The 18,925-nt window shown below is 71.3% G+C and carries 16 protein-coding genes; 9 read left to right on the forward strand and 7 right to left on the reverse strand.

Annotation, left to right across the window (positions count from 1 at the left end; genetic code table 11):
* The first annotated feature begins 26 nt into the window (after nt 1–26).
* Entirely contained in the window at nt 27–1,697 is a 1,671-nt protein-coding gene (locus tag B5557_RS10725; protein ID WP_079658903.1) for an alpha/beta hydrolase, read from the forward strand.
* Here B5557_RS10725 and hemQ read toward each other — a convergent pair whose 3' ends face one another.
* Nucleotides 1,698–2,429: a hydrogen peroxide-dependent heme synthase gene (hemQ, locus tag B5557_RS10730; protein WP_079658904.1), complete on the reverse strand. Its 732-nt coding sequence runs from the start codon at nt 2,427–2,429 to the stop codon at nt 1,698–1,700.
* Between the two features lie 5 nt (nt 2,430–2,434).
* The gene (gene hemG / locus B5557_RS10735; RefSeq protein WP_079658905.1) at nt 2,435–3,892 is read right to left on the reverse strand and encodes a protoporphyrinogen oxidase; all 1,458 of its coding nucleotides are present in this window, start codon (nt 3,890–3,892) and stop codon (nt 2,435–2,437) included.
* Nucleotides 3,893–4,049: 157 nt separating this feature from the next.
* Here hemG and B5557_RS10740 point away from each other — a divergent pair, with 157 nt between their 5' ends.
* Together B5557_RS10740 and B5557_RS10745 are read left to right on the forward strand one after the other, a co-directional pair.
* A complete protein-coding gene (locus B5557_RS10740; RefSeq protein WP_079658906.1) occupies nt 4,050–5,024 on the forward strand; it encodes a DUF4349 domain-containing protein in 975 nt (324 codons plus the stop codon).
* Between the two features lie 27 nt (nt 5,025–5,051).
* On the forward strand, nt 5,052–6,434 hold the full coding sequence (locus B5557_RS10745) for an FAD-dependent oxidoreductase (protein WP_079658907.1): 1,383 nt from the start codon (nt 5,052–5,054) through the stop codon (nt 6,432–6,434).
* A gap of 81 nt (nt 6,435–6,515) precedes the next feature.
* Here B5557_RS10745 and B5557_RS10750 read toward each other — a convergent pair whose 3' ends face one another.
* A complete protein-coding gene (locus tag B5557_RS10750) occupies nt 6,516–6,785 on the reverse strand; it encodes a hypothetical protein (protein ID WP_079658908.1) in 270 nt (89 codons plus the stop codon).
* A gap of 126 nt (nt 6,786–6,911) precedes the next feature.
* Here B5557_RS10750 and B5557_RS10755 point away from each other — a divergent pair, with 126 nt between their 5' ends.
* A complete protein-coding gene (locus tag B5557_RS10755) occupies nt 6,912–7,724 on the forward strand; it encodes a rhomboid family intramembrane serine protease (protein ID WP_079658909.1) in 813 nt (270 codons plus the stop codon).
* A gap of 6 nt (nt 7,725–7,730) precedes the next feature.
* Here B5557_RS10755 and hemE read toward each other — a convergent pair whose 3' ends face one another.
* Nucleotides 7,731–8,798 carry a uroporphyrinogen decarboxylase gene (hemE, locus tag B5557_RS10760; RefSeq protein WP_079658910.1) on the reverse strand — a complete coding sequence of 356 codons (1,068 nt, stop codon included), beginning with the start codon at nt 8,796–8,798 and terminating at the stop codon, nt 7,731–7,733.
* Nucleotides 8,799–9,060: 262 nt separating this feature from the next.
* On the opposite strand from hemE, the gene B5557_RS10765 reads away from it, so the two are divergent.
* From B5557_RS10765 to B5557_RS10775, 3 genes are all read left to right on the forward strand, one after another.
* A complete protein-coding gene (locus B5557_RS10765) occupies nt 9,061–9,729 on the forward strand; it encodes a DUF3000 domain-containing protein (protein ID WP_079658911.1) in 669 nt (222 codons plus the stop codon).
* Between the two features lie 244 nt (nt 9,730–9,973).
* The gene (locus B5557_RS10770; protein WP_079658912.1) at nt 9,974–10,633 is read left to right on the forward strand and encodes a helix-turn-helix transcriptional regulator; all 660 of its coding nucleotides are present in this window, start codon (nt 9,974–9,976) and stop codon (nt 10,631–10,633) included.
* A gap of 142 nt (nt 10,634–10,775) precedes the next feature.
* Nucleotides 10,776–12,074: a ribonuclease D gene (locus B5557_RS10775; RefSeq protein WP_079658913.1), complete on the forward strand. Its 1,299-nt coding sequence runs from the start codon at nt 10,776–10,778 to the stop codon at nt 12,072–12,074.
* 65 nt (nt 12,075–12,139) lie between these two features.
* Here B5557_RS10775 and B5557_RS10780 read toward each other — a convergent pair whose 3' ends face one another.
* Genes B5557_RS10780 through B5557_RS10790 form a run of 3 tightly spaced genes read right to left on the reverse strand, consistent with a single transcriptional unit; the run spans nt 12,140 to nt 15,278 of the window.
* A complete protein-coding gene (locus B5557_RS10780) occupies nt 12,140–12,970 on the reverse strand; it encodes a carbohydrate ABC transporter permease (protein WP_079658914.1) in 831 nt (276 codons plus the stop codon).
* A complete protein-coding gene (locus tag B5557_RS10785; RefSeq protein ID WP_079658915.1) occupies nt 12,967–13,953 on the reverse strand; it encodes a carbohydrate ABC transporter permease in 987 nt (328 codons plus the stop codon). The genes B5557_RS10780 and B5557_RS10785 overlap by 4 nt, the downstream gene beginning before the upstream one ends.
* Nucleotides 13,953–15,278, reverse strand: a complete 1,326-nt coding sequence (locus B5557_RS10790; RefSeq protein ID WP_079658916.1) for an ABC transporter substrate-binding protein — start codon at nt 15,276–15,278, stop codon at nt 13,953–13,955. Before B5557_RS10790 ends, B5557_RS10785 begins: the two co-directional genes overlap by 1 nt.
* A 175-nt stretch (nt 15,279–15,453) precedes the next feature.
* Between B5557_RS10790 and B5557_RS10795 the strand changes: the two genes are divergently transcribed.
* Nucleotides 15,454–17,832, forward strand: a complete 2,379-nt coding sequence (locus B5557_RS10795; protein ID WP_079658917.1) for a glycoside hydrolase family 2 protein — start codon at nt 15,454–15,456, stop codon at nt 17,830–17,832.
* A complete protein-coding gene (locus B5557_RS10800) occupies nt 17,829–18,866 on the forward strand; it encodes a LacI family DNA-binding transcriptional regulator (RefSeq protein ID WP_079658918.1) in 1,038 nt (345 codons plus the stop codon). Before B5557_RS10795 ends, B5557_RS10800 begins: the two co-directional genes overlap by 4 nt.
* The last annotated feature ends 59 nt before the right edge of the window (nt 18,867–18,925 follow it).

Consider the following 18,925-nt stretch of genomic DNA (forward strand, 5'->3'; position numbering starts at 1 on the left):
GCCGCCGCGCACCGAAGGGACACCCGATGAGAGCCGCCGCCCTCCACTCGGCCGCAGGAGCCCTGCTGCTGACCGCACTCTCCGCCGTCCCGGCGGCCGGCGTCCCGGCGGCCGGCGTCCCGGCGGCCGGCGTCCCGGCGGCCGGCGTCCGGAACTCTCCCGGCCTGCCCGTCGCCGCCCCCGGCATCGCCACGGGTGTCGCGCTCGCCGCCGCGCGGGCCGCGGCGAAGGGCGTCGACTTCGGGAACTGCTCCGACGCGCAGGACCTGCCCGGCAGCATGCAGTGCGGCACGGTCGTCGTCCCGCTGGACTACGCCCGCCCCAACGGCAGGCAGATCAAACTGACCGTCAGCCGGGTGCGGGCCACACACCGGGACCCGCACAACAGCAAGCTCCGGGTGCCCCGGCAGGGCGCGCTGGTCTTCAACCCGGGCGGTCCCGGCGGCTCCGGGCTGTACTTCCCGCTGATCGGGCTGCTGCCGGAGTGGAAGCGGATCGGGGCGGCCTACGACCTCGTCGGCTACGACCCGCGCGGAGTCGGCCGTTCGGCGCCCCTGTCCTGCCAGGATCCCAAACGTTTCTTCAAGGGCCCCTCCCCCGCCCCGGTGCATCCCTCGGAGTCGTACAAGCGGGAGCGCATCGCGCAGGCGAAGGCCTACGCGCAGGGCTGTGGGAAGCGGGCGGGCAGCGCCCTGCGGCACTACAACTCGCTCAACAACGCCCGTGACCTGGACGTGCTGCGCGCCGCGCTGGGCGAGGAACGGCTGACGTTCATGGGCGCGTCGTACGGCACGTACTTCGGGGCGCTCTACGCGACCCTGTTCCCCTCCCATGTGCGGCGGATGGTGTTCGACGCGGCCGTGAACCCGGACCCGGCGCAGATCTGGTACCGCAACAACCTCGACCAGTCGGCGGCCTTCGAGAGCCGCTGGACGGACTTCCGGGAGTGGATCGCCGAGCACGACGACGTGTACGGCCTGGGCCGAACGGCGCAGGCGGTGCTGGCCGGCTACGAGCGGGCCCGGGCCCGGCTGGCCGCGGAACCGGCCGGCGGGACGGTGGGGCCGGGCCAGCTCCAGGGCGCGTTCTTGCAGGCCGGGTACTACGACGACTACTGGCCGGCCCGGGCGCAGGCCCTGTCGGAGTACCTGAAGGGCGACCCGAGGCAGCTGATCGCGCAGGCCGGGCCGGTGCGGGAGGCCGCCGCGGAGGCGGAGAACGCCAATGCCGTGTACACGGCCGTGGAGTGCAACGACGCGTCCTGGCCGACGGACTGGAGGGTGTGGGACCGCGACAACACGCGGCTCGCGCGCGTCGCGCCGTTCGAGACGTGGGACAACGTGTGGGCGAACCTGCCGTGTGCGTTCTGGCCGGTGCCCCGGCAGCAGCCGCTCGACGTGCGGACCGGTCCGGGTGAGCTGCCGCCGACGCTGATCCTGGCCGCCGAGCGGGATGCCGCCGCGCCGTACGCCGGCGCCCTGGAGATGCACCGGCGGCTGACGGGCTCGGTGCTGGTGACCGAGCGGGACTCCGGCACCCATGGCATCGCGGGCGGTCCGAACGCCTGCGTCAACGGCTACCTGGACGCCTATCTGCTCCAGGGCCGGCTCCCGGTGCGGCGCGCGGCCTGCGCACCGCACCCGGAACCGCGACCGGCGGCGCCGTCCAAGGAGCAGGCCGACCGGCCCAGGAGCTGATCAGGCGAGCCCTGCAACCAGTTCGGCCACCGACTTGCGGCGGCCCGTGTAGAACGGGACCTCCTCGCGGACGTGCATACGGGCCTCGGAGGCGCGCAGGTGGCGCATCAGGTCGACGATGCGGTACAGCTCGTCGGCCTCGAAGGCCAGGATCCACTCGTAGTCGCCGAGCGAGAACGAGGCGACCGTGTTGGCGCGGACGTCCGGGTAGCCGCGGGCCATCTTGCCGTGGTCGGCGAGCATGCGGCGCCGGTCCTCGTCGGGCAGCAGGTACCAGTCGTAGGAGCGCACGAAGGGGTAGACGCTCACGTAGTCGCGGGGCGTCTCGTCGGCGAGGAACGCCGGGATGTGCGAGCGGTTGAACTCGGCGGGGCGGTGCAGCGCCATGTTCGACCAGACCGGCTCCAGGGCGCGGCCGAGCCTCGTGCGACGGAAGAGGTTGTACGCCTCCTGGAGCTGGTCGGCGGTCTCGGCGTGCCACCAGATCATGACGTCGGCGTCGGCACGCAGACCGGACACGTCGTACGTGCCGCGGATCGTCACGTCCTTGGCGGCGAGCTGGTCGAACAGCTCCTGGACCTCGTCGGCGTAGCCCGCGCGGTCCTCGGGGAGCACGTCCTTCAGCCTGAAGACGGACCACAGGGTGTAGCGGATGACCTCGTTGAGGTCCTTGGCCAGCTTGCCCTTGTTGGGGATCCTGCCGGCCTCGGTGGTGGGGGCGTCGTCACTCATGGTTCTCATTCTCCCGCTCCGCCGTGCAGACTTTGCACCGGGTTGGCCGTGAGCTCCCGGACGGCGCTCAGGTCGCCGCGGAGCTGGTCCACCGCGGCGTACGCGCTCGCGATGCAGGCCGGGATGCCGACGCCGTCGTACTGCGCGCCGCACACGGCGAGGCCGGCGAGTTTCGCGACGTGCTCGCGGATGCGGGCCACGCGCGCGTGGTGGCCGACCGGGTACTGGGGCAGGCCGTCCGTCCAACGGGTGACGCGGGTTTCGAGGGGCGTCGCCTCCAGGCCGGTGGCCTCGCGCAGGTCGTGCCGGGAGACGTCGACGAGTTCGGCGTCGTCCTTCTGGAGGATCGCCGTCTCGCCGTACCGCCCCACTGAGGTGCGCAGCACGACCGTGTCGGGGTCCTGGTCGGCGATCCAGCCCCACTTCTGGGAGGCGAAGGTGGAGGCCTTGATCGTGCGGCCGTCGACGGGCGGGACGAGAAAGCCGCTGCCGTCGGGCAGGGCGGCCTCGGTGCGCCGGTAGGCGAGCGTGACCAGGGCCATGGAGGCGTACTCCACCGTCCGTAGTTCGGCGGCGGCCCCGGGGGACTCGGCGGCCAGCAGTGCGGCGGCGGCCGGTGCGGGAACGGCGACGACCACGGCGTCGGCGCGCAGCACCTGCTCCCCCGCGGTGACCTGCCAGCCGCCCGCCGGCTCCCGGCGCAGCCCGCTCACCGGCACGCGCGTGTGGATCTCGCCGCCGCGCGCCCGGACGGACTCGGCGACCGCGAGCGGCAGGGAACCCACGCCGCCATCGATGCCCATGAACACGGGCCCGGTCTGCCGGCCGGCCGCCGCCTTGGCCTGGATCTCGCGGACGGCCTGCGTCAACGACGTGTGCGTGCGCGCCGCCTGGAAGAGCTGCGGGACGGCCGAGCGCATCGAGATCCGGTAGGCGTCTCCGGCGTACACCCCGCCCAGGAGGGGTTCGATGAGGCGGTCGACGACCTCGCGGCCCAGGCGGGCCGCCACGTACTCCCCCACCGCCACGTCCTCGCCGACCTCCGTGCGGGGCAGGTCGGCGTCGCACTCGATGCGGGCGAGGCCCTCGTCGGACAGGACGCCGGAGAGGGCGTCCGCGGTGCCGGGGACGCCCATGACGTGGCCTTTGGGCATGGGGCGCAGGGCGCCGCGGGTCCAGATCGAGGCCGTGGCGGTGGCCGGCGGCCGCAGGCGGTCGCCGAGGTCCACCTCGCGCGCGAGGGCGACCGCCTCGGGCCGGCGGGCCAGCATCGACTCGGCGCCGAAGTCCACGCGCACGCCCGCGATCTCGCCGGGCAGCAGCTTGCCGCCCACCCGGTCGGACGCCTCCAGCACGGTCACCCGCGCGCCGTGTGCCAGCAGTCGGTGGGCCGCGGCCAGCCCGGCGATTCCGGCGCCGATGACGACGACGTGCTGCCCCGTGCCCGTACCCGTTGCGCTCATGTACTTACTCTCTCAGACCTCGCCGACACTCCCGCCGCGCCCCGGGTGTCCTCCCCGCGTCCCGACCGTGACCTCTTCGGAACCGATCCCCGCCAACGTCTGGGCCCATCCGGACGTCGAAGGAGCGTCAGTCGCCACGACCCTCGGGGGCACCCACATGAGCACACGACGATCCGTACGACCCGCCCACGTCCTGCCCGGGCTCCTGCTGGCCGGCGCGCTCGCGCTCACCGGATGCAGCGCCGCGGACGACGCGGGCTCGGGCGCCAAGGCCGACAGGGCTGCCGTCGGAGAGGCCGCCACCGGGAACGCAGCCGCCCAGGACGCCAAGGAGGGCGGGGGCGCGGGCGCCTCGAAGGCCACCGGCGCGCCGAAGCTCACGGCGAACCGCATCATCCGCACGGCCTCCCTGACCGTGCAGGTCAAGGACGTGCCGAAGGCTCTCGACGAGGCCCGCGCGACCACCGAGAACGCGGGCGGCTACGTCGGCGACGAGACGACCGTCCGGGACCAGGACGGCGCCGAGCGGACCCGGGTGGTGCTGCGGGTGCCCGTCGAGAAGTACGACGACGTCCTCGCCGCCCTTCAGGGCGCGGGCAAGCTACTGGAGCGCACGGCGAAGGCCCAGGACGTCACCGACCAGGTCGTCGACGTCGACAGCCGCATCGCCTCGCAGCGCGCCAGCGTCGCCCGGGTCCGCGAGCTGATGGACCGGGCCACCAAGCTGAGCGACGTGGTCACCCTGGAGGGCGAGTTGAGCAGCCGGGAGGCCGATCTGGAGGCGCTGCTCGCCGAGCAGGCCTCCCTGAAGGACCGCACGAACCTGGCGACCGTCACCCTGACGCTGTCCCAGAAGCAGGTCGCCCCGGCCGCCGAGGACGACGATCCGGGGTTCGTGGACGCGCTGGCCGGCGGCTGGGACGCCTTCGTGACGATGCTGCGCTGGATCGCCGTCGCGTTCGGCGCGGTGCTGCCCTTCCTCGCGGTGGCCGCCCTGCTCCTGCTGGCGTGGCTGCGGCTGGTACGACCGCGGCGGCGGGCGGCGCGGGCGGGCGAGCCCGGGAGCTACGGCACGGCGGCCGGCGGCGCGGGGGCGAGCGTGCCGCCGGCGGGCGAGCCCGAGCAGGACTGAACTGCGAGCCCCCCGTAGCGTGTTCGTATGAGCATCGAGCGACTGGTCGTGATCGGCGGTGACGCCGCGGGCATGTCCGCGGCGTCCCAGGCCCGCCGGCTGAAGGGGCCCGAGGAGCTGGAGATCGTCGCCTTCGAACGCGGCCACTTCACGTCCTTCTCGGCGTGCGGGATCCCCTACTGGGTGGGCGGTGACGTCACCGAACGGGACGATCTGATCGCCCGCACGCCCGAGGAGCACCGCGCGCGCGGGATCGACCTGCGGCTGCGCACCGAGGTCACCGAGATCGACGTGGCCGGACGACGGGTACGCGCGCGTGACGTCGATTCCGGGGCGGGGTCCTGGACGTCGTACGACAAGCTCGTCATCGCGACCGGGGCCCGCCCGATCCGGCCGGACATGCCGGGGGCGGACGCGCCGGGCGTGCACGGGGTGCAGACGCTCGACGACGGGCAGGCACTGCTCGACACGCTGGCACGCGCGCGTGGGAAGCGGGCCGTGGTCGTGGGAGCCGGGTACATCGGCGTGGAGATGGCCGAGGCGCTCATCAACCGCGGCTACGAGGTGACGGTCGTCAACCGGGGCAGCGAGCCGATGTCGACCCTGGACCCGGACATGGGCCGGCTGGTGCACCGGGCCATGGAGGGCATGGGCATCACCATGGTGAACGACGCCGAGGTCACCGAACTGCGTACGGCCGGGGACGGTCGGGTGCGGGCGGTGGTGACCGAGGACGACGAGTACCCGGCGGACGTGGTGGTGCTGGGCATAGGCGTCCGCCCGGAGACCGGTCTCGCGAAGGCCGCCGGGCTGCCTCTCGGCGCGCACGGCGGGCTGCTCACGGACCTCGCGATGCGGGTGCGCGGCCCCCTCGCCGACGGGTCGATCTGGGCCGGGGGCGACTGCGTCGAGGTCCTCGACCTGGTCTCCGGCCAGGAACGCCACATCGCCCTCGGCACGCATGCCAACAAGCACGGCCAGGTCATCGGAACCAACGTCGGAGGCGGTTACGCAACGTTTCCGGGCGTGGTCGGCACGGCCGTCAGCAAGGTCTGCGACCTGGAGATCGCCCGCACGGGTCTGCGCGAGAAGGACGCGCGCAGGGTCGGCCTCCAGTTTGAGACCGTCACCATCGAGTCCACCAGCCGCGCCGGTTACTACCCCGGCGCCTCCCCCATGACGGTCAAGATGCTCGCCGAGCGAAGGACGGGCCGTCTGCTGGGCGTCCAGATCGTCGGCAGGGAGGGCGCGGGCAAGCGCGTCGACATCGCGGCGGTGGCCCTGACGGCCGGAATGACGGTGGAACAGATGACGGCCCTGGACCTGGGGTACGCGCCGCCGTTCTCACCGGTGTGGGACCCCGTCCTGGTGGCGGCAAGAAAGGCGTCGGCAAAAGTACGAAACGTCTAGGGCAACTGGCCCAGGGTGCGCGGGGAACTGCGCGACCGGTCCCCGCGCACCCGCCCTCACGCGCCTGCCCCGCAACGCTCCTTAAGCGGTTCCGGTCAGTCGCGGCAGCGCGGAGACCTGCGCGGTGGCGGGCTGTTCCGCCGGCTTGGCGTGCGCCGCGACCGCCGGCCGTGTCCGCAACCGGTTGCTGACAGCCTCGTCCAACGTCACCGGCCGCTGCATCTGTGAAGCGAGCCGCCCGGCCTCCTGGCCGAGCCGTGCCACGTCCTCCCAGGGCAGCCGGATCACCAGGGAGATCTCCGCCTCGCCGTCGGGCGTGGCGTGCATCGTGGGAGTAAGTCCGTCGTTCATTCGCCTGTTCCTCACGTCGTCCCCGCGGCCCGCCTTCCTCGTGCCGCGAGCGGTTGCCGGTTCATACGCACCCGTGGGGACCCGCGTTCACCGGTTCGTCGAACGGATCGGGGGCAGTACTTCCTTGTGGTCATCCCCGTCCATGACGTGAACCCCGTGCGACGCACCCCCGTGGTGACGTACGCGCTGATCGCGGTCAACGTCTTCGTCTTCTGGTTCATGCCCGGCCTGTCGGGCTCCGTGGCGGGCGACAGCACCCTGGCCCAGACGTGCCATCTGCACGCCTTCCTGGAGCACTACGCGGCCGTGCCGCGCGAGTTGATCCACCATCAGCTGCCGCAGCTCGTCCCCACCGGTGAGACCATGGGCGCGACCTGTCAGCTGGGGCCGCCGGGCTACGACAAGTCGCCGGCGCTGAGCGTCCTCACCGCGATGTTCCTGCACGGCGGCTGGCTGCACCTGCTGGGCAACATGCTGTTCCTGCTGATCTTCGGAAACAACATCGAGGACCGCATGGGGCACGTCCGCTTCGCGCTCTTCTACGTCGCCTGCGGCTACGCGGCGTCCTACGGCTTCGCCGTCCTCAACGCCGACTCGACCGATCCGTTGATCGGCGCGTCGGGGGCGATCGCGGGGGTGCTGGGCGCCTATCTGGTGCTGTATCCGAAGGCCAGGGTGTGGGTGCTCGTCCCGTTCCTGGTGTTTCTGCCGTTGCGCCTGCCCGCCTGGCTGGTGCTGGGTTTCTGGTTCGTGCTGCAGGCGGTGTACTCCTCGGGCGAGGGCGTCTCCGGCGCGGGCACCGTGGCGTACGCGGCGCATGTCGTGGGTTTCCTCGCGGGCATGCTGATGGCCTGGCCGCTCAAGCCGGGCACACCGCCACCACCGGAGCCGCGCGGCCTGCTGTTCGGCAGACGGGCCCGGCCCCGGCACACATGGTGAGACCGGTTACCGGACGGTCTGCGTGTGGACGTAGTCGACCAGGCGGGTCAGGGCGTCCGGGTCGGTGGACGGCATGACGCCGTGGCCCAGGTTGAAGACGTGGCCCTCCAGGCCGGCGGCCGCGTCGAGGACCTCTCGGGTCTTGGTCTCGACGGCCTCGGCGCCGGCGAACAGCACGGTGGGGTCGAGGTTGCCCTGCAGTGCCTTGCCGGGGCCGATCCGGCGGACGGCCTCGTCGAGCGGGACGCGCCAGTCGACGCCGACGACGTCCGCGCCGGCCTCGCCCATGAGCTTCAGCAGCTCGCCGGTGCCCACGCCGAAGTGGATGCGCGGGACGCCGTAGCCCTCGACGGCGCGGAAGACCTTCGCGGAGGCGGGCAGCACCGAACGACGGTAGTCGGCCGGGGCGAGCGCGCCGGCCCAGGAGTCGAAGAGCTGGACGGCGCTCGCGCCCGCCTCGATCTGCACCTTCAGGAAGGCGGCCGTGATCTCCGCGAGGCGGTCCAGCAGGTCGGCCCAGAGCTCCGGGTCGCCGTACATCATCGCCTTGGCGTTCTCGTACGTGCGCGACGGGCCGCCCTCGACGAGGTAGCTCGCCAGGGTGAAAGGCGCCCCCGCGAAGCCGATCAGCGGGGTGGCGCCGAGCTCGGCGGTCAGCTGGCCGATGGCCTCGGTGACGTAGGAGACGTCCTCGGGAGTGAGGTCGCGCAGCTGGGCGAGGTCGGCGCGGGTGCGGATCGGCTTCTCGACGACCGGGCCGACGCCGGGCTTGATGTCGAGGTCGACGCCGATCGCCTTGAGCGGGACGACGATGTCGCTGAAGTAGATCGCCGCGTCCACGTTGTGCCGGCGGACCGGCTGGAGGGTGATCTCGGTGACCAGGTCGGGCCGCATGCAGGAGTCGAGCATGCCGACGCCCTCGCGGACCTTGCGGTACTCCGGCAGCGAGCGCCCGGCCTGCCGCATGAACCACACGGGCGTGTGCGGCACGGGCTCACGCCTGCACGCCTTCAGAAAGGCACTGTCGTACGTCGCTGTCGGCTGCCGGCCCGCAGGGCTCTCGTTCACGCTCACGACGGCAAGTCTCGCACGCCCCCAAACCCCCCGACCCGGCCCCCCGCCCGCACCTCATCCACACCCCCGCCGCGCCTCCAGGGGGCCCTGGCCGACCCTCGGTGCACCTCGCCGCGCCCCGGCCGGGTCCCGTCGGTGTCTCCGGCAGGTGTGTTCGAGGAGGGTGGGCCGTGTGTTTGTTCGCCCAGCGCGCATCCGTCCGCGAGCAGCGCAGGGGTGTCTTGCCCTGCGCGAAGGCCCCGTTCCCCTTAATCTTCCCCGCATGGCTGCGGCTCAGGGACGACTGTCGGACGGCGCTGGCGGGATGGATGACGCGAACGAGGGGGACCGGGATGGGAGCACGTCGGCTCCGCTGCCTTTCCGGGCCGCCGTCGACGCGCTGAGGGCGACGCGACTGCGGCCGCAGATCGAGGTCGAGCCGACACCGGCTCCCAAGCGGCTCGCCCCGTTCGCGTACGCGCTGGAGGCGGCGGTCGTGGACGGTGAGCAGGATCTGGCCGACGGTCGGCTGGTGCTGCTGCACGACCCGGCGGGGCACGACGCCTGGCGGGGAACGTTCCGGCTGGTGACCCTCATCCGGGCCGAGCTGGAACCCGAGATGGCCGCCGACCCGCTGCTGCCGGAGGTGTGCTGGTCGTGGCTGACCGGCGCGCTCCAGGCGCGCGGGCTGACGTACGGGGAGCCGAGCGGGACCGTCACGCGCGCGAGCTCGCACTACTTCGGCGGGCTGGCGGAACGCCCGGCGGCCTCGCAGATCGAGATCCGGGCCTCCTGGACGCCGCGCGAGGGCGTGGGCGGGGTGCCGGACGCGGCGGCGCACCTGGCGTCCTGGTGCGACTTGCTGGCGCAGGTCGCGGGGCTGCCGCCGGCCGGACCGGGGGACGCGTCGGTGGTGACGCTTCCGCAGCGCAGGGGGCCACACTCACGTTGACCATCTCTTTGTCGATACGGCCATTTTCGGTCCCGTAAGAGGCCCACTTAAACCGACTCGATCTTCGGATGATCGATCGCATGTCCGAGTCGCACAGATTGTTACTCACTAGATCGTGATCATTCTCTAAAGGACCCCGGGTTCGCTGCCGAAGACGACTGTGACCTTGAAAGCACGGTTCGTCCCGGCTTCCTCCCCACAAGCCCCCACGAGCCGGCCCCCCGTCCCCCATCCAGGAGGCCTGGTGTCCGTTCTCCTCGAGCAGCCCGCAAGCCTGGTCGCCTACCGCCCGAACAAGCCCACCGCCATGGTGGTCGTGGCCGACCCGCGCGTCCGCTCCACCGTCACCCGTCATCTCTGGGCGCTCGGTGTGCGCGACGTCATCGAGGCCTCGTCCATCGCGGAGGCTCGTCCCCGCATCGGCAACCCCCGCGACATCTGCGTCGCCGACGTCCACCTGCCCGACGGCTCCGGCCTCACCCTTCTGTCGGAGACCCGGGCCGCGGGCTGGCCCAACGGGCTGGCCCTCTCCGCCGCCGACGACATCGGCGCCGTGCGCAACGCCCTCGCGGGCGGTGTCAAGGGCTACGTCGTCACCGGTACCCGCACCAACCTCGGTCTCCCCAACCGACCCGGTGCCGCCCCCCTCGGCTCGGCCGCCCGCCTGCACCGCCGTCCCCCGGGTGCCCCGAGTCACCCGGGTGGCTACCGCGAGCTCTCCGGCCGTGAGGTCGAGGTGCTGCGGCTGGTCGCGGAGGGCCAGTCGAACAAGGCGATCGGCGTCTCGATGGGCCTGTCGGCGCTGACCGTCAAGAGCCACCTGGCCCGCATCGCCCGCAAGCTCGGCACGGGCGACCGCGCCGGCATGGTCGCGGTGGCCCTGCGGACCGGCATCATCCACTGACCTTCCGGCAGTACCGCAAGCCCCACGAGCAGGCCCCCGTCACCCCGATCATTCACCGACCTGACTGGTTTACGACCCTCTCACGTCCGCCGACGGAACGTTCCGTCGGCGGACGCCGTCCATACACAGATACCCTTGACAGGTGACCGACGCCCAAGAAACCGCAGCAGCCAGTTCACTGCGAACCACCGGAGGCGCCCCTCCGGACGACGGCGGATCTACTGATTCCGGGGCGCCGACACCGTTGCTCGAACCACGCGAGGGCATCCCTCCCGTGATCGCCGACGAAGCCTCCCTCGCCGAGGTGATCGCCGCCCTCGCCGCCGGCTCCGGCCCCGTCGCCGTGGACGCCGAGCGGGCTTCCGGCTACCGCTACGGCCAGCGCGCCTATCTGGTCCAGCTGCGTCGCGAGGGCGCCGGCAGTGCGCTGATCGACCCCGTGGCCTGCCCCGACCTGTCAGCGCTCGGCGACGCCCTCTCCGACGTCGAGTGGGTCCTGCACGCGGCCACCCAGGACCTGCCGTGTCTGCGCGAGATAGGCATGGTGCCGACGCGGCTGTTCGACACCGAGCTGGCCGGACGGCTCGCCGGGTTCCCGCGGGTCGGCCTCGGCGCGATGGTCGAGAGCGTGCTGGGCTTCGTCCTCGAGAAGGGCCACTCCGCGGTGGACTGGTCCACGAGGCCGCTGCCCGAGCCGTGGCTGCGCTACGCGGCCCTCGACGTCGAGCTCCTGGTCGACCTGCGCGACGCGCTGGAGAAGGAGCTGGACCGGCAGGGCAAGCTGGAGTGGGCCCGCCAGGAGTTCGACGCGATCGCGTCCGCCCCGCCGCCCGAGCCCCGCAAGGACCCGTGGCGTCGCACGTCCGGCATGCACAAGGTGCGCCGGCGACGGCAGCTGGGGGTCGTGCGCGAGCTGTGGCAGACCCGGGACAAGATCGCGCAGCGGCGGGACGTGTCACCGGGCAAGGTGCTGTCGGACGCGGCCATCGTGGAGGCCGCGCTCGCCCTTCCGGCGAACGTGCACGCGCTGGCCGCGCTGAACGGGTACGGGCACCGGATGGGGCGGCGGCAGCTGGAGCAGTGGCAGGCAGCGGTCGACCGGGCGAAGGAGCTGAGCGAGTCCCAGCTGCCCCAGCCGGGGCAGCCGGTGGCGGGGCCTCCCCCGCCGCGGGCCTGGGCCGACAAGGACCCGGCGGCGGCCGCGCGGCTCAGTGCGGCGAGAGCGGCCGTCTCGGCGTTGGCCGAGGAGCTGAACATGCCCCAGGAGAACCTCGTGGCTCCCGACGCGGTGCGACGGGTGTGCTGGGAGCCGCCGAAGGCGCTGGACCAGGAAACGGTTGCGGAAGCACTTGCCTCGTACGGGGCGCGGCCCTGGCAGGTGGAGCAGGTTACGCCTGTCCTGGTCGCCGGGCTGGCCGGCCAGAACGGCCAGGATGCCTAGGACCTGTCCCGGCCGCCGTAGAACCTTGTGTCGTACGGCGGCCGCGGGGGCCGTTTCGCAAGCGGTTACCTCGTCGCTCCTCTCATGAAACCGTTGTAGATGTATTTCTGGAGGGCCAGGAAGACGATCAGTGTCGGCAGGATGACCAGGACCGCTCCTGCCGAGATCGTTTCCCAGTGGGCGGCGTAGGGGCCCTTGAAGCGGAACAGGGACGTCGAGATCACGCCAAGATCCTGTGAGGGCATATAGAGGAAGGGGATGTAGAAGTCGTTGTAGACGGCTATCCCCTTCACGATCACGACCGTCGCGATCGCCGGCTTCAGCAACGGAAAGATGATCTTTCGGTAGATCGTGAAGGCATTGGCGCCGTCGAGGCGGGCGGCCTCGTCCAGGGAGATCGGGATCGACCGCACGAACTGCAGGAAAATGTAGATCGAGACGATGTCCGTGCCCATGTAGAGGGCGATCGGCGCCCAGCGCGTGTCGAACATGCCGAGGCTGTGGACGATCTGGAAAGTGGCCACCTGGGTGGTCACCCCGGGGACCAGCGCGGCGACCAGGAACAGGGCGATCACCAGTTTCCGGAAACGGAAGGTGAACCGGTCGATCGCGTAGGCCGTCATCGAGCCGATCAGGACCGTTCCGCCGACGGAGACGACAAGGATGAAGGCGGTGTTTCCGAACGCCGTGAGCATCCCGCCGTCCTGGAACGCCGTCACGTAGTTGTGGAAGTTGAGCAGGTCGTGCGGGAGTGTGAGCGCCCCGCCGCCGTTCGCCGTCTCCTTCTCGGTCTTCAGGGACGTCAGCAGGACGACGCCCAGCGGGAGCAGGACGACCAGCGTCGCGGCGATCAGCGACAGGTACACGAGGGCGCGGGCAACGGCTCGGCGCGTCATACGAGGTCCACCCTGTCGTCGGGGACGAGGCGGCGCTGCACCCAGGTCACCAGCAGGATGATCAGCAGCAGCACGACGGCCGCCGCCGAGGCGAGCCCCGTCTTGTTGAACTGGAAGGCCAGTTTCACGGTCTGGATCACGAAGGTCTCGGTGCCGGTCGCGCCGCCGGTCATGATGTACGGGATCTCGAAGGCGGAGAGCGAGCCGGAGACGGAGAGGATCACCGTCAGGGTCAGCACCGGCTTGATGCCGGGCAGGATGATGTAGCGGAACTGCTGCCGGCGCCCGGCGCCGTCCAGTTCGGCCGCCTCGTACAGCTCCCCCGGGATGGACTGGATCGCCCCGAGGAAAAGGACGAAGTTCATGCCGAGGTAGCGCCAGATCGAGACGCCGGCGAGGGAGACGTTCGCCGAGGTCGGGGTCCCCAGCCAGGCGTGGTCGGTGTGATAGCCGAAGACGGAGAGGACGGTGTCGAGGGTGCCGCGGTCCTGGAAGAAGTAGAGGAAGACGAAACCGATGGCCACGCCGTTGACCAGGGACGGGAAGAAGAGCACGCCCTTGAAGAAGTTCCGGAAACGGATGTTGAAACTCAGGATGGTCGCGAAGTAGAGCGCGGCGACGATCTGGATCACCGAGGCGGCCAGGTAGTAGCCGCTCACCCAGAAGACCTGGAAGAGGTCCTCCCTGGTGAAGATCTCCGTGTAGTTCTCGGCGCCCGTGTAGTGCAGTTCGGGGCTCACGCCGTCCCAGTCGGTGAAGCTGTAGGCGACCATGTTGGCGATCGGCGCGTAGGTGAAGGTGATCAGCAGGGCGAGCGGGGCCAGCAGGAACAGCCAGGGGGTGAGCAGTCGCCAGGCACGGGCCCGGCGCGGGGCGGGAGCGGGGGCGGGGGCGGGGGCGGCGCGCTTCGAGGCCGGCGCCGTGGCCTCGAAGGTCGCCTTCTGGGTGCCGGGCTCGGGGGTGTGCGTGTGCGCGTGCGTCATCAGTGGCCCACGTTCGCTTGCGCCCCGGTCCACTTCTTGCCGAGGCCGCCGAGGAAGTCGTCCAGGCTGCCCTTCTTGGCGCCGCGGGCGAGGTCGACCAGGTCCTGGCGGTACTCGGGCTTGTAGATGCCCACCTCGGACTCGTCGTCGATCAGCTTGACCCTGGCGCCCGCTGTGTCGTCCAGTTCGATGAGCTTGACGCCCGCCGCCTCGTAGGGCTTCAGCACTTCGGGCATGGCCGCGTCCTTGAGCGGGGAGATCGCCAGGTTGTCCTTGTCGTAGCCGGACTTGTCGGTGAACCAGTCGATCCAGGCGCGGGCCGCCTCCTTGTGCGGGGAGTGGACGTTGACGGCCTGGTTGTAGTCGGGGCCGACGGTCGCGCAGAACGCGCCGCCCGTCTGGGCGGGAAACGGCATGAAACCGATGTCGTCCGGGTTCACGCCGGCCTTCTTCGCGGCGTCCTGGAACTGGATGATCGCCCAGGTGCCGAGCCACTGGGTGGCGATCTCGCCCTTGGCCGTGCGGGGCTTGGACTCCTCCCAGTTGCTGGTCGTGGGGTCCTTCTCGGCGAGTCCCTGCTTCACGATGTCGTACAGCAGGGTGTCGCCGACGCGCAGGTCGGAGCCTTCGGCCCAGGGGTCGCCCGCGGCGAGTTTCGTGGTCGCCCGCGGATCGCAGTGGACCGCGCCGTCGACGTACGTCCACGAGGTCAGCGGCCACTGCGCGGCGAAGTTGGTGTAGTAGGGGATCGCGTCGGTCTTGGCCTTGATCGCCTTCAGGTCGGTAAGGAACTCGGCCGGGGTGGTGGGCCATTCGGTGACCCCGGCCTCCTTCCAGACCCGCTTGTTGTAGACGAAGCCGGGCATCACACCGACCGGGCTCTGGCCGTAGACCTTGCCGTCGACGGCGGTGAATTCGGTGAAACGGTATTTCTCGCCGCGTTCGGCGGTGGTGCCGAGGGAGGCGAAGAACTTCGGGTAGTCGTTCTTCTTGATGACCGCGGGGATCAGCAGGACGTCGCCGTAGTCGTCCGTGTTCATCCGGATCTTGATCTCGGCCTCGTAGTTGGTGAGGGCCTGGAACTCCACCTTGACCTTGGGATAGGTCTTGTTGAACTCGGCGGCGTACTTTTTCATCGTGCCGTCCTGCACGAGGTCGGTCCGCACGGTGAGGACCGTGATGTCTCCGCTGACCTGCGACGGGTCGTCGGGCGCCGTCGCGTCCGCGCCTTTCGTGCTGCCTGAGGTGCCGGTGCAGCCCGGGAGCAGCAGGGCTGCTCCCGCGACCGTGGCGAGGACCTGGGCTGTACGACGGTTCACGTGCATCACTTCCGTTCTCGGGATGTTCGCGGGACGGACGAGCACTTGCGGGTTGGTCGAACACGAGCGGGTTGGCTGATTCGGCACTCTGACAGCGCTTTCTCAACCGGTAAAGTCCCATTCCCGCCAACGATGAAGAGATGGCGCTCAGTTATGGGCTTGACCGGTTTAGGGAGTGCGCATGCTGGAGGCCTCACCGCTCCACGACGGATGGCAGCTGTGGCACGAGGGGCGGGCGCTCCCGGCCGTGGTACCGGGCTGTGTGCACACCGATCTGCTCACCGCCGGGGTGATCCCGGACCCGTTCCTCGGCGTGGCCGAGAGCGAGGTCGCGTGGGTGGGGCGGCGCGAGTGGACGTACGGGACGGAGCTGCCGGCCGTGCCGTCCGGGCATGAGCAGACCGACCTGGTCTTCGACGGGCTCGACACGGTCGCGGAGATCACCCTGGGCGGTCAACTCCTGGGCCGGGTACGGAACATGCATCGTTCGTACCGCTTCGACGTGACCGGGCTCGGCGGGCCGCTGTCCGTCCGTTTCGTCTCGGCCTACGCCGAGGCGGAGGCCGTGCGCGGCAAGGTCGGTGATCGTCCCGCCGCCTACAGCGAGCCGTACCAGTACGTGCGCAAGATGGCCTGCTCGTTCGGCTGGGACTGGGGGCCCACGCTGGTGACGGCCGGGATCTGGCGGCCGGTACGGGTGGAGCGCTGGTCGACGGCCCGGCTGGCCCGGGTCCGCCCGCTGGTGAGCGTCGAACACGGCGTCGGGGTCGTCGAGTTGCATGTGGACGTGGAGCGCACCCGGGTGGAGGCCGGACTCACCCTTCAGGCCCGGGTGGGAGGGGCGCGGGCGCGGGCCGAGATGACGGGTACGAGCGGTGTCGTACGGGTGGAGGTGCCGCGAGCGGCGCTCTGGTGGCCGCGAGGCTACGGCGAACAACCGTTGTACGACGTCGAGTTGACGTTGCATCACGGGAACGCCCCGCTCGACGTCTGGCGGCGGCGCGTGGGTTTCCGCAGCGTCGAGCTGGACACCTCCGCGGACAGGCATGGAACCGGTTTCACGCTGGTCGTCAACGGGGAGCGGCTTTTCGCGCGGGGCGTCAACTGGATCCCGGACGACGTGTTTCCCTCGCGGGTGACCCGGGAGCGTTACCGCAAGCGGTTGCGGCAGGCGGCCGACGCGGGTGTCGACCTGGTCCGGGTGTGGGGCGGCGGGATCTATGAGAGCGAGGACTTCTACGACGCCTGCGACGAGCTGGGCCTGCTGGTGTGGCAGGACTTTCCGTTCGCGTGCGCGGCCTACCCCGAGGAGCAGCCGCTGCGGGGCGAGGTGGAGGCGGAGGCCCGCGAGAACGTCGTACGGCTGATGCCGCATCCGTCGCTGGTGTTGTGGAACGGGAACAACGAGAACCTGTGGGGGTTCAGGGACTGGGGGTGGCAGGAGCGGCTCGGCTCGGACTCCTGGGGTGAGGGGTACTACCTGGGGGTGCTCCCCCGCGTCGTGAGCGAGTTGGATCCGACGCGGCCGTACACGGCGGGGAGTCCCTGGTCGGGTTCGTGGGGGCGCCATCCGAACGACCCGGCGCACGGGACGCACCACTCGTGGGAGGTGTGGAACCGGGCGGACTACGCCGAGTACCGCAGTGAAGTGCCGCGGTTCGTCGCGGAGTTCGGCTGGCAGGCGCCGCCCGCCCAGGCGACGCTGCGGCGGGCGCTGCCGGGCGAGGAGCTCGCGGCGGACTCCCCCGGCATGCTGCACCACCAGAAGGCGGAGGACGGCAACGGCAAGCTGGAGCGCGGGCTCGCCCGCCATTTCGCCGTGCCGGCGGGGGACTTCGACCGGTGGCACTACCTCACGCAGGTCAACCAGGCGCGGGCGGTGGCGACGGGGGTCGAGCACTGGCGGTCGCACTGGCCGGTGTGCGCGGGCACGATTCTCTGGCAGCTCAACGACTGCTGGCCGGTGACGTCCTGGGCGGCGATCGACGGGGACGGGCGGGAGAAACCGCTGTACCACGAGTTGCGGCGGCTGTACGCGGACCGGTTGCTCACCTTTCAAGTGCGGGGCGAAAACCTGGTGTTGGCCGCCGTCAACCAGTCCGCCGAGCGGTGGACGGGCACGTTGTCGTTGCGGCGGATGTCCGTGGCGGGTGAGGTGGTCGCGGCGGCGCGGGTGGAACTGGAGGTCGGCGCGCGGGTGGTGGGCGAGGTGCGGGTGCCGGCGGAGCTGGAGCCGGCCGGGGCGAAGGAGTTCCTCGTGGCGGACTCGGACCCGGACGGGCTGCGGGCCGTGCGCTTTCCGGTGCCGGACCGTGAAATCGCTTACCCGACACCGGAGTTCGAGGTGAGCGTGACGCCGGGGGCCGTCACGGTCGCGGCCCACACCCTCGTACGGGATCTGCTGTTGCAGGCCGATCGGCTGGAGCCGGGGGCGCGGGCCGACCGGGGGCTCGTGACGTTGCTTCCCGGGGAGCGGGTGACCATACACGTCGCGGGCTGGGAGACTCCGGACGTCGCCGCCGCCCGGGCCGCGCTGTACTGCCAGGAGCCCGCTCGATGACAGCGTCCTCGTCGCCTCGCGTCACCATCAAGGACGTCGCCGCGCGCGCCGGTGTGTCCAAGGGGGCCGTGTCGCTGGCCTTCAACCGCAAGCCCGGGCTGTCGGAGGCGACCCGGGACCGGATCTTCGCGGCGGCGCGGGAGCTCGGCTGGGAACCGAACCTCACGGCCCGGTCGCTGTCGAGTTCGCGGGTGGACGTGGTGGGGCTCGCGATCTGCCGGCCGGCGCGGATGCTGGGGCTGGAGCCGTTCTACATGGAGTTCGTCTCCGGGGTGGAGAGCGTGCTGACCGAGCACTCCTGCTCGCTGCTGCTGCGGCTGGTGCGCACCGTCGAGGAGGAGGTGGGGCTGCAGGAGTCGTGGTGGCGGGGTCGGCAGATCGGCGGGGCGATCCTGGTGGACTTCCGGGCCGACGATCCCCGGGTGTCGGCGGCCGAGCGGCTCGGGATACCGGTGGTGGCGGTCGGGCATCCCTCGCTGACCGGGAGCCTGACGTCCGTGTGGACCGACGACGCGACGGCGGTGACGGAGGCCGTGCGGTATCTCGCGGCGCTCGGGCACCGGCGGATCGCCCGGGTCGGAGGCGCGGCCTCGCTCGGGCACACGATGATGCGGACGGCGGCCTTCGACGCGGCGGCGCGGAGTCTGGGGCTGGCCGGGGCGTGGCAGGTCGCCACGGACTACTCCGGCGAGGCGGGAGCACGGGCGACCCGGTCCATGCTGACCGCCGCCCCGCCGGACCGGCCGACGGCCATCGTCTACGACAACGACATCATGGCGGTGGCCGGACTGGCGGTGGCCGCCGAGATGGGGCTCGGGGTGCCGGGCGACGTCTCCCTGCTCGCCTGGGACGACTCCCAGCTGTGCCGGCTCACCCATCCGACGCTCTCCGCGATGAGCCATGACGTGCACGGATTCGGCGCGGAGGCGGCGCGGACCCTGTTCGGGGTGATCACCGGGACGGGCCCGGGATCCCATCCGGTGCCGACGCCGGTGCTGACGCCACGGGGGTCGACGGCGCCGCCGCGCGGCTGAGGGCCGACCGCGATCGCGGGATGCCTGCGGGGTTCTCGCGGGATGCTTGCGGGGTGATC

The sequence above is a fragment of the Streptomyces sp. 3214.6 genome, assembly GCF_900129855.1.
GTDB lineage: Bacteria > Actinomycetota > Actinomycetes > Streptomycetales > Streptomycetaceae > Streptomyces > Streptomyces soliscabiei.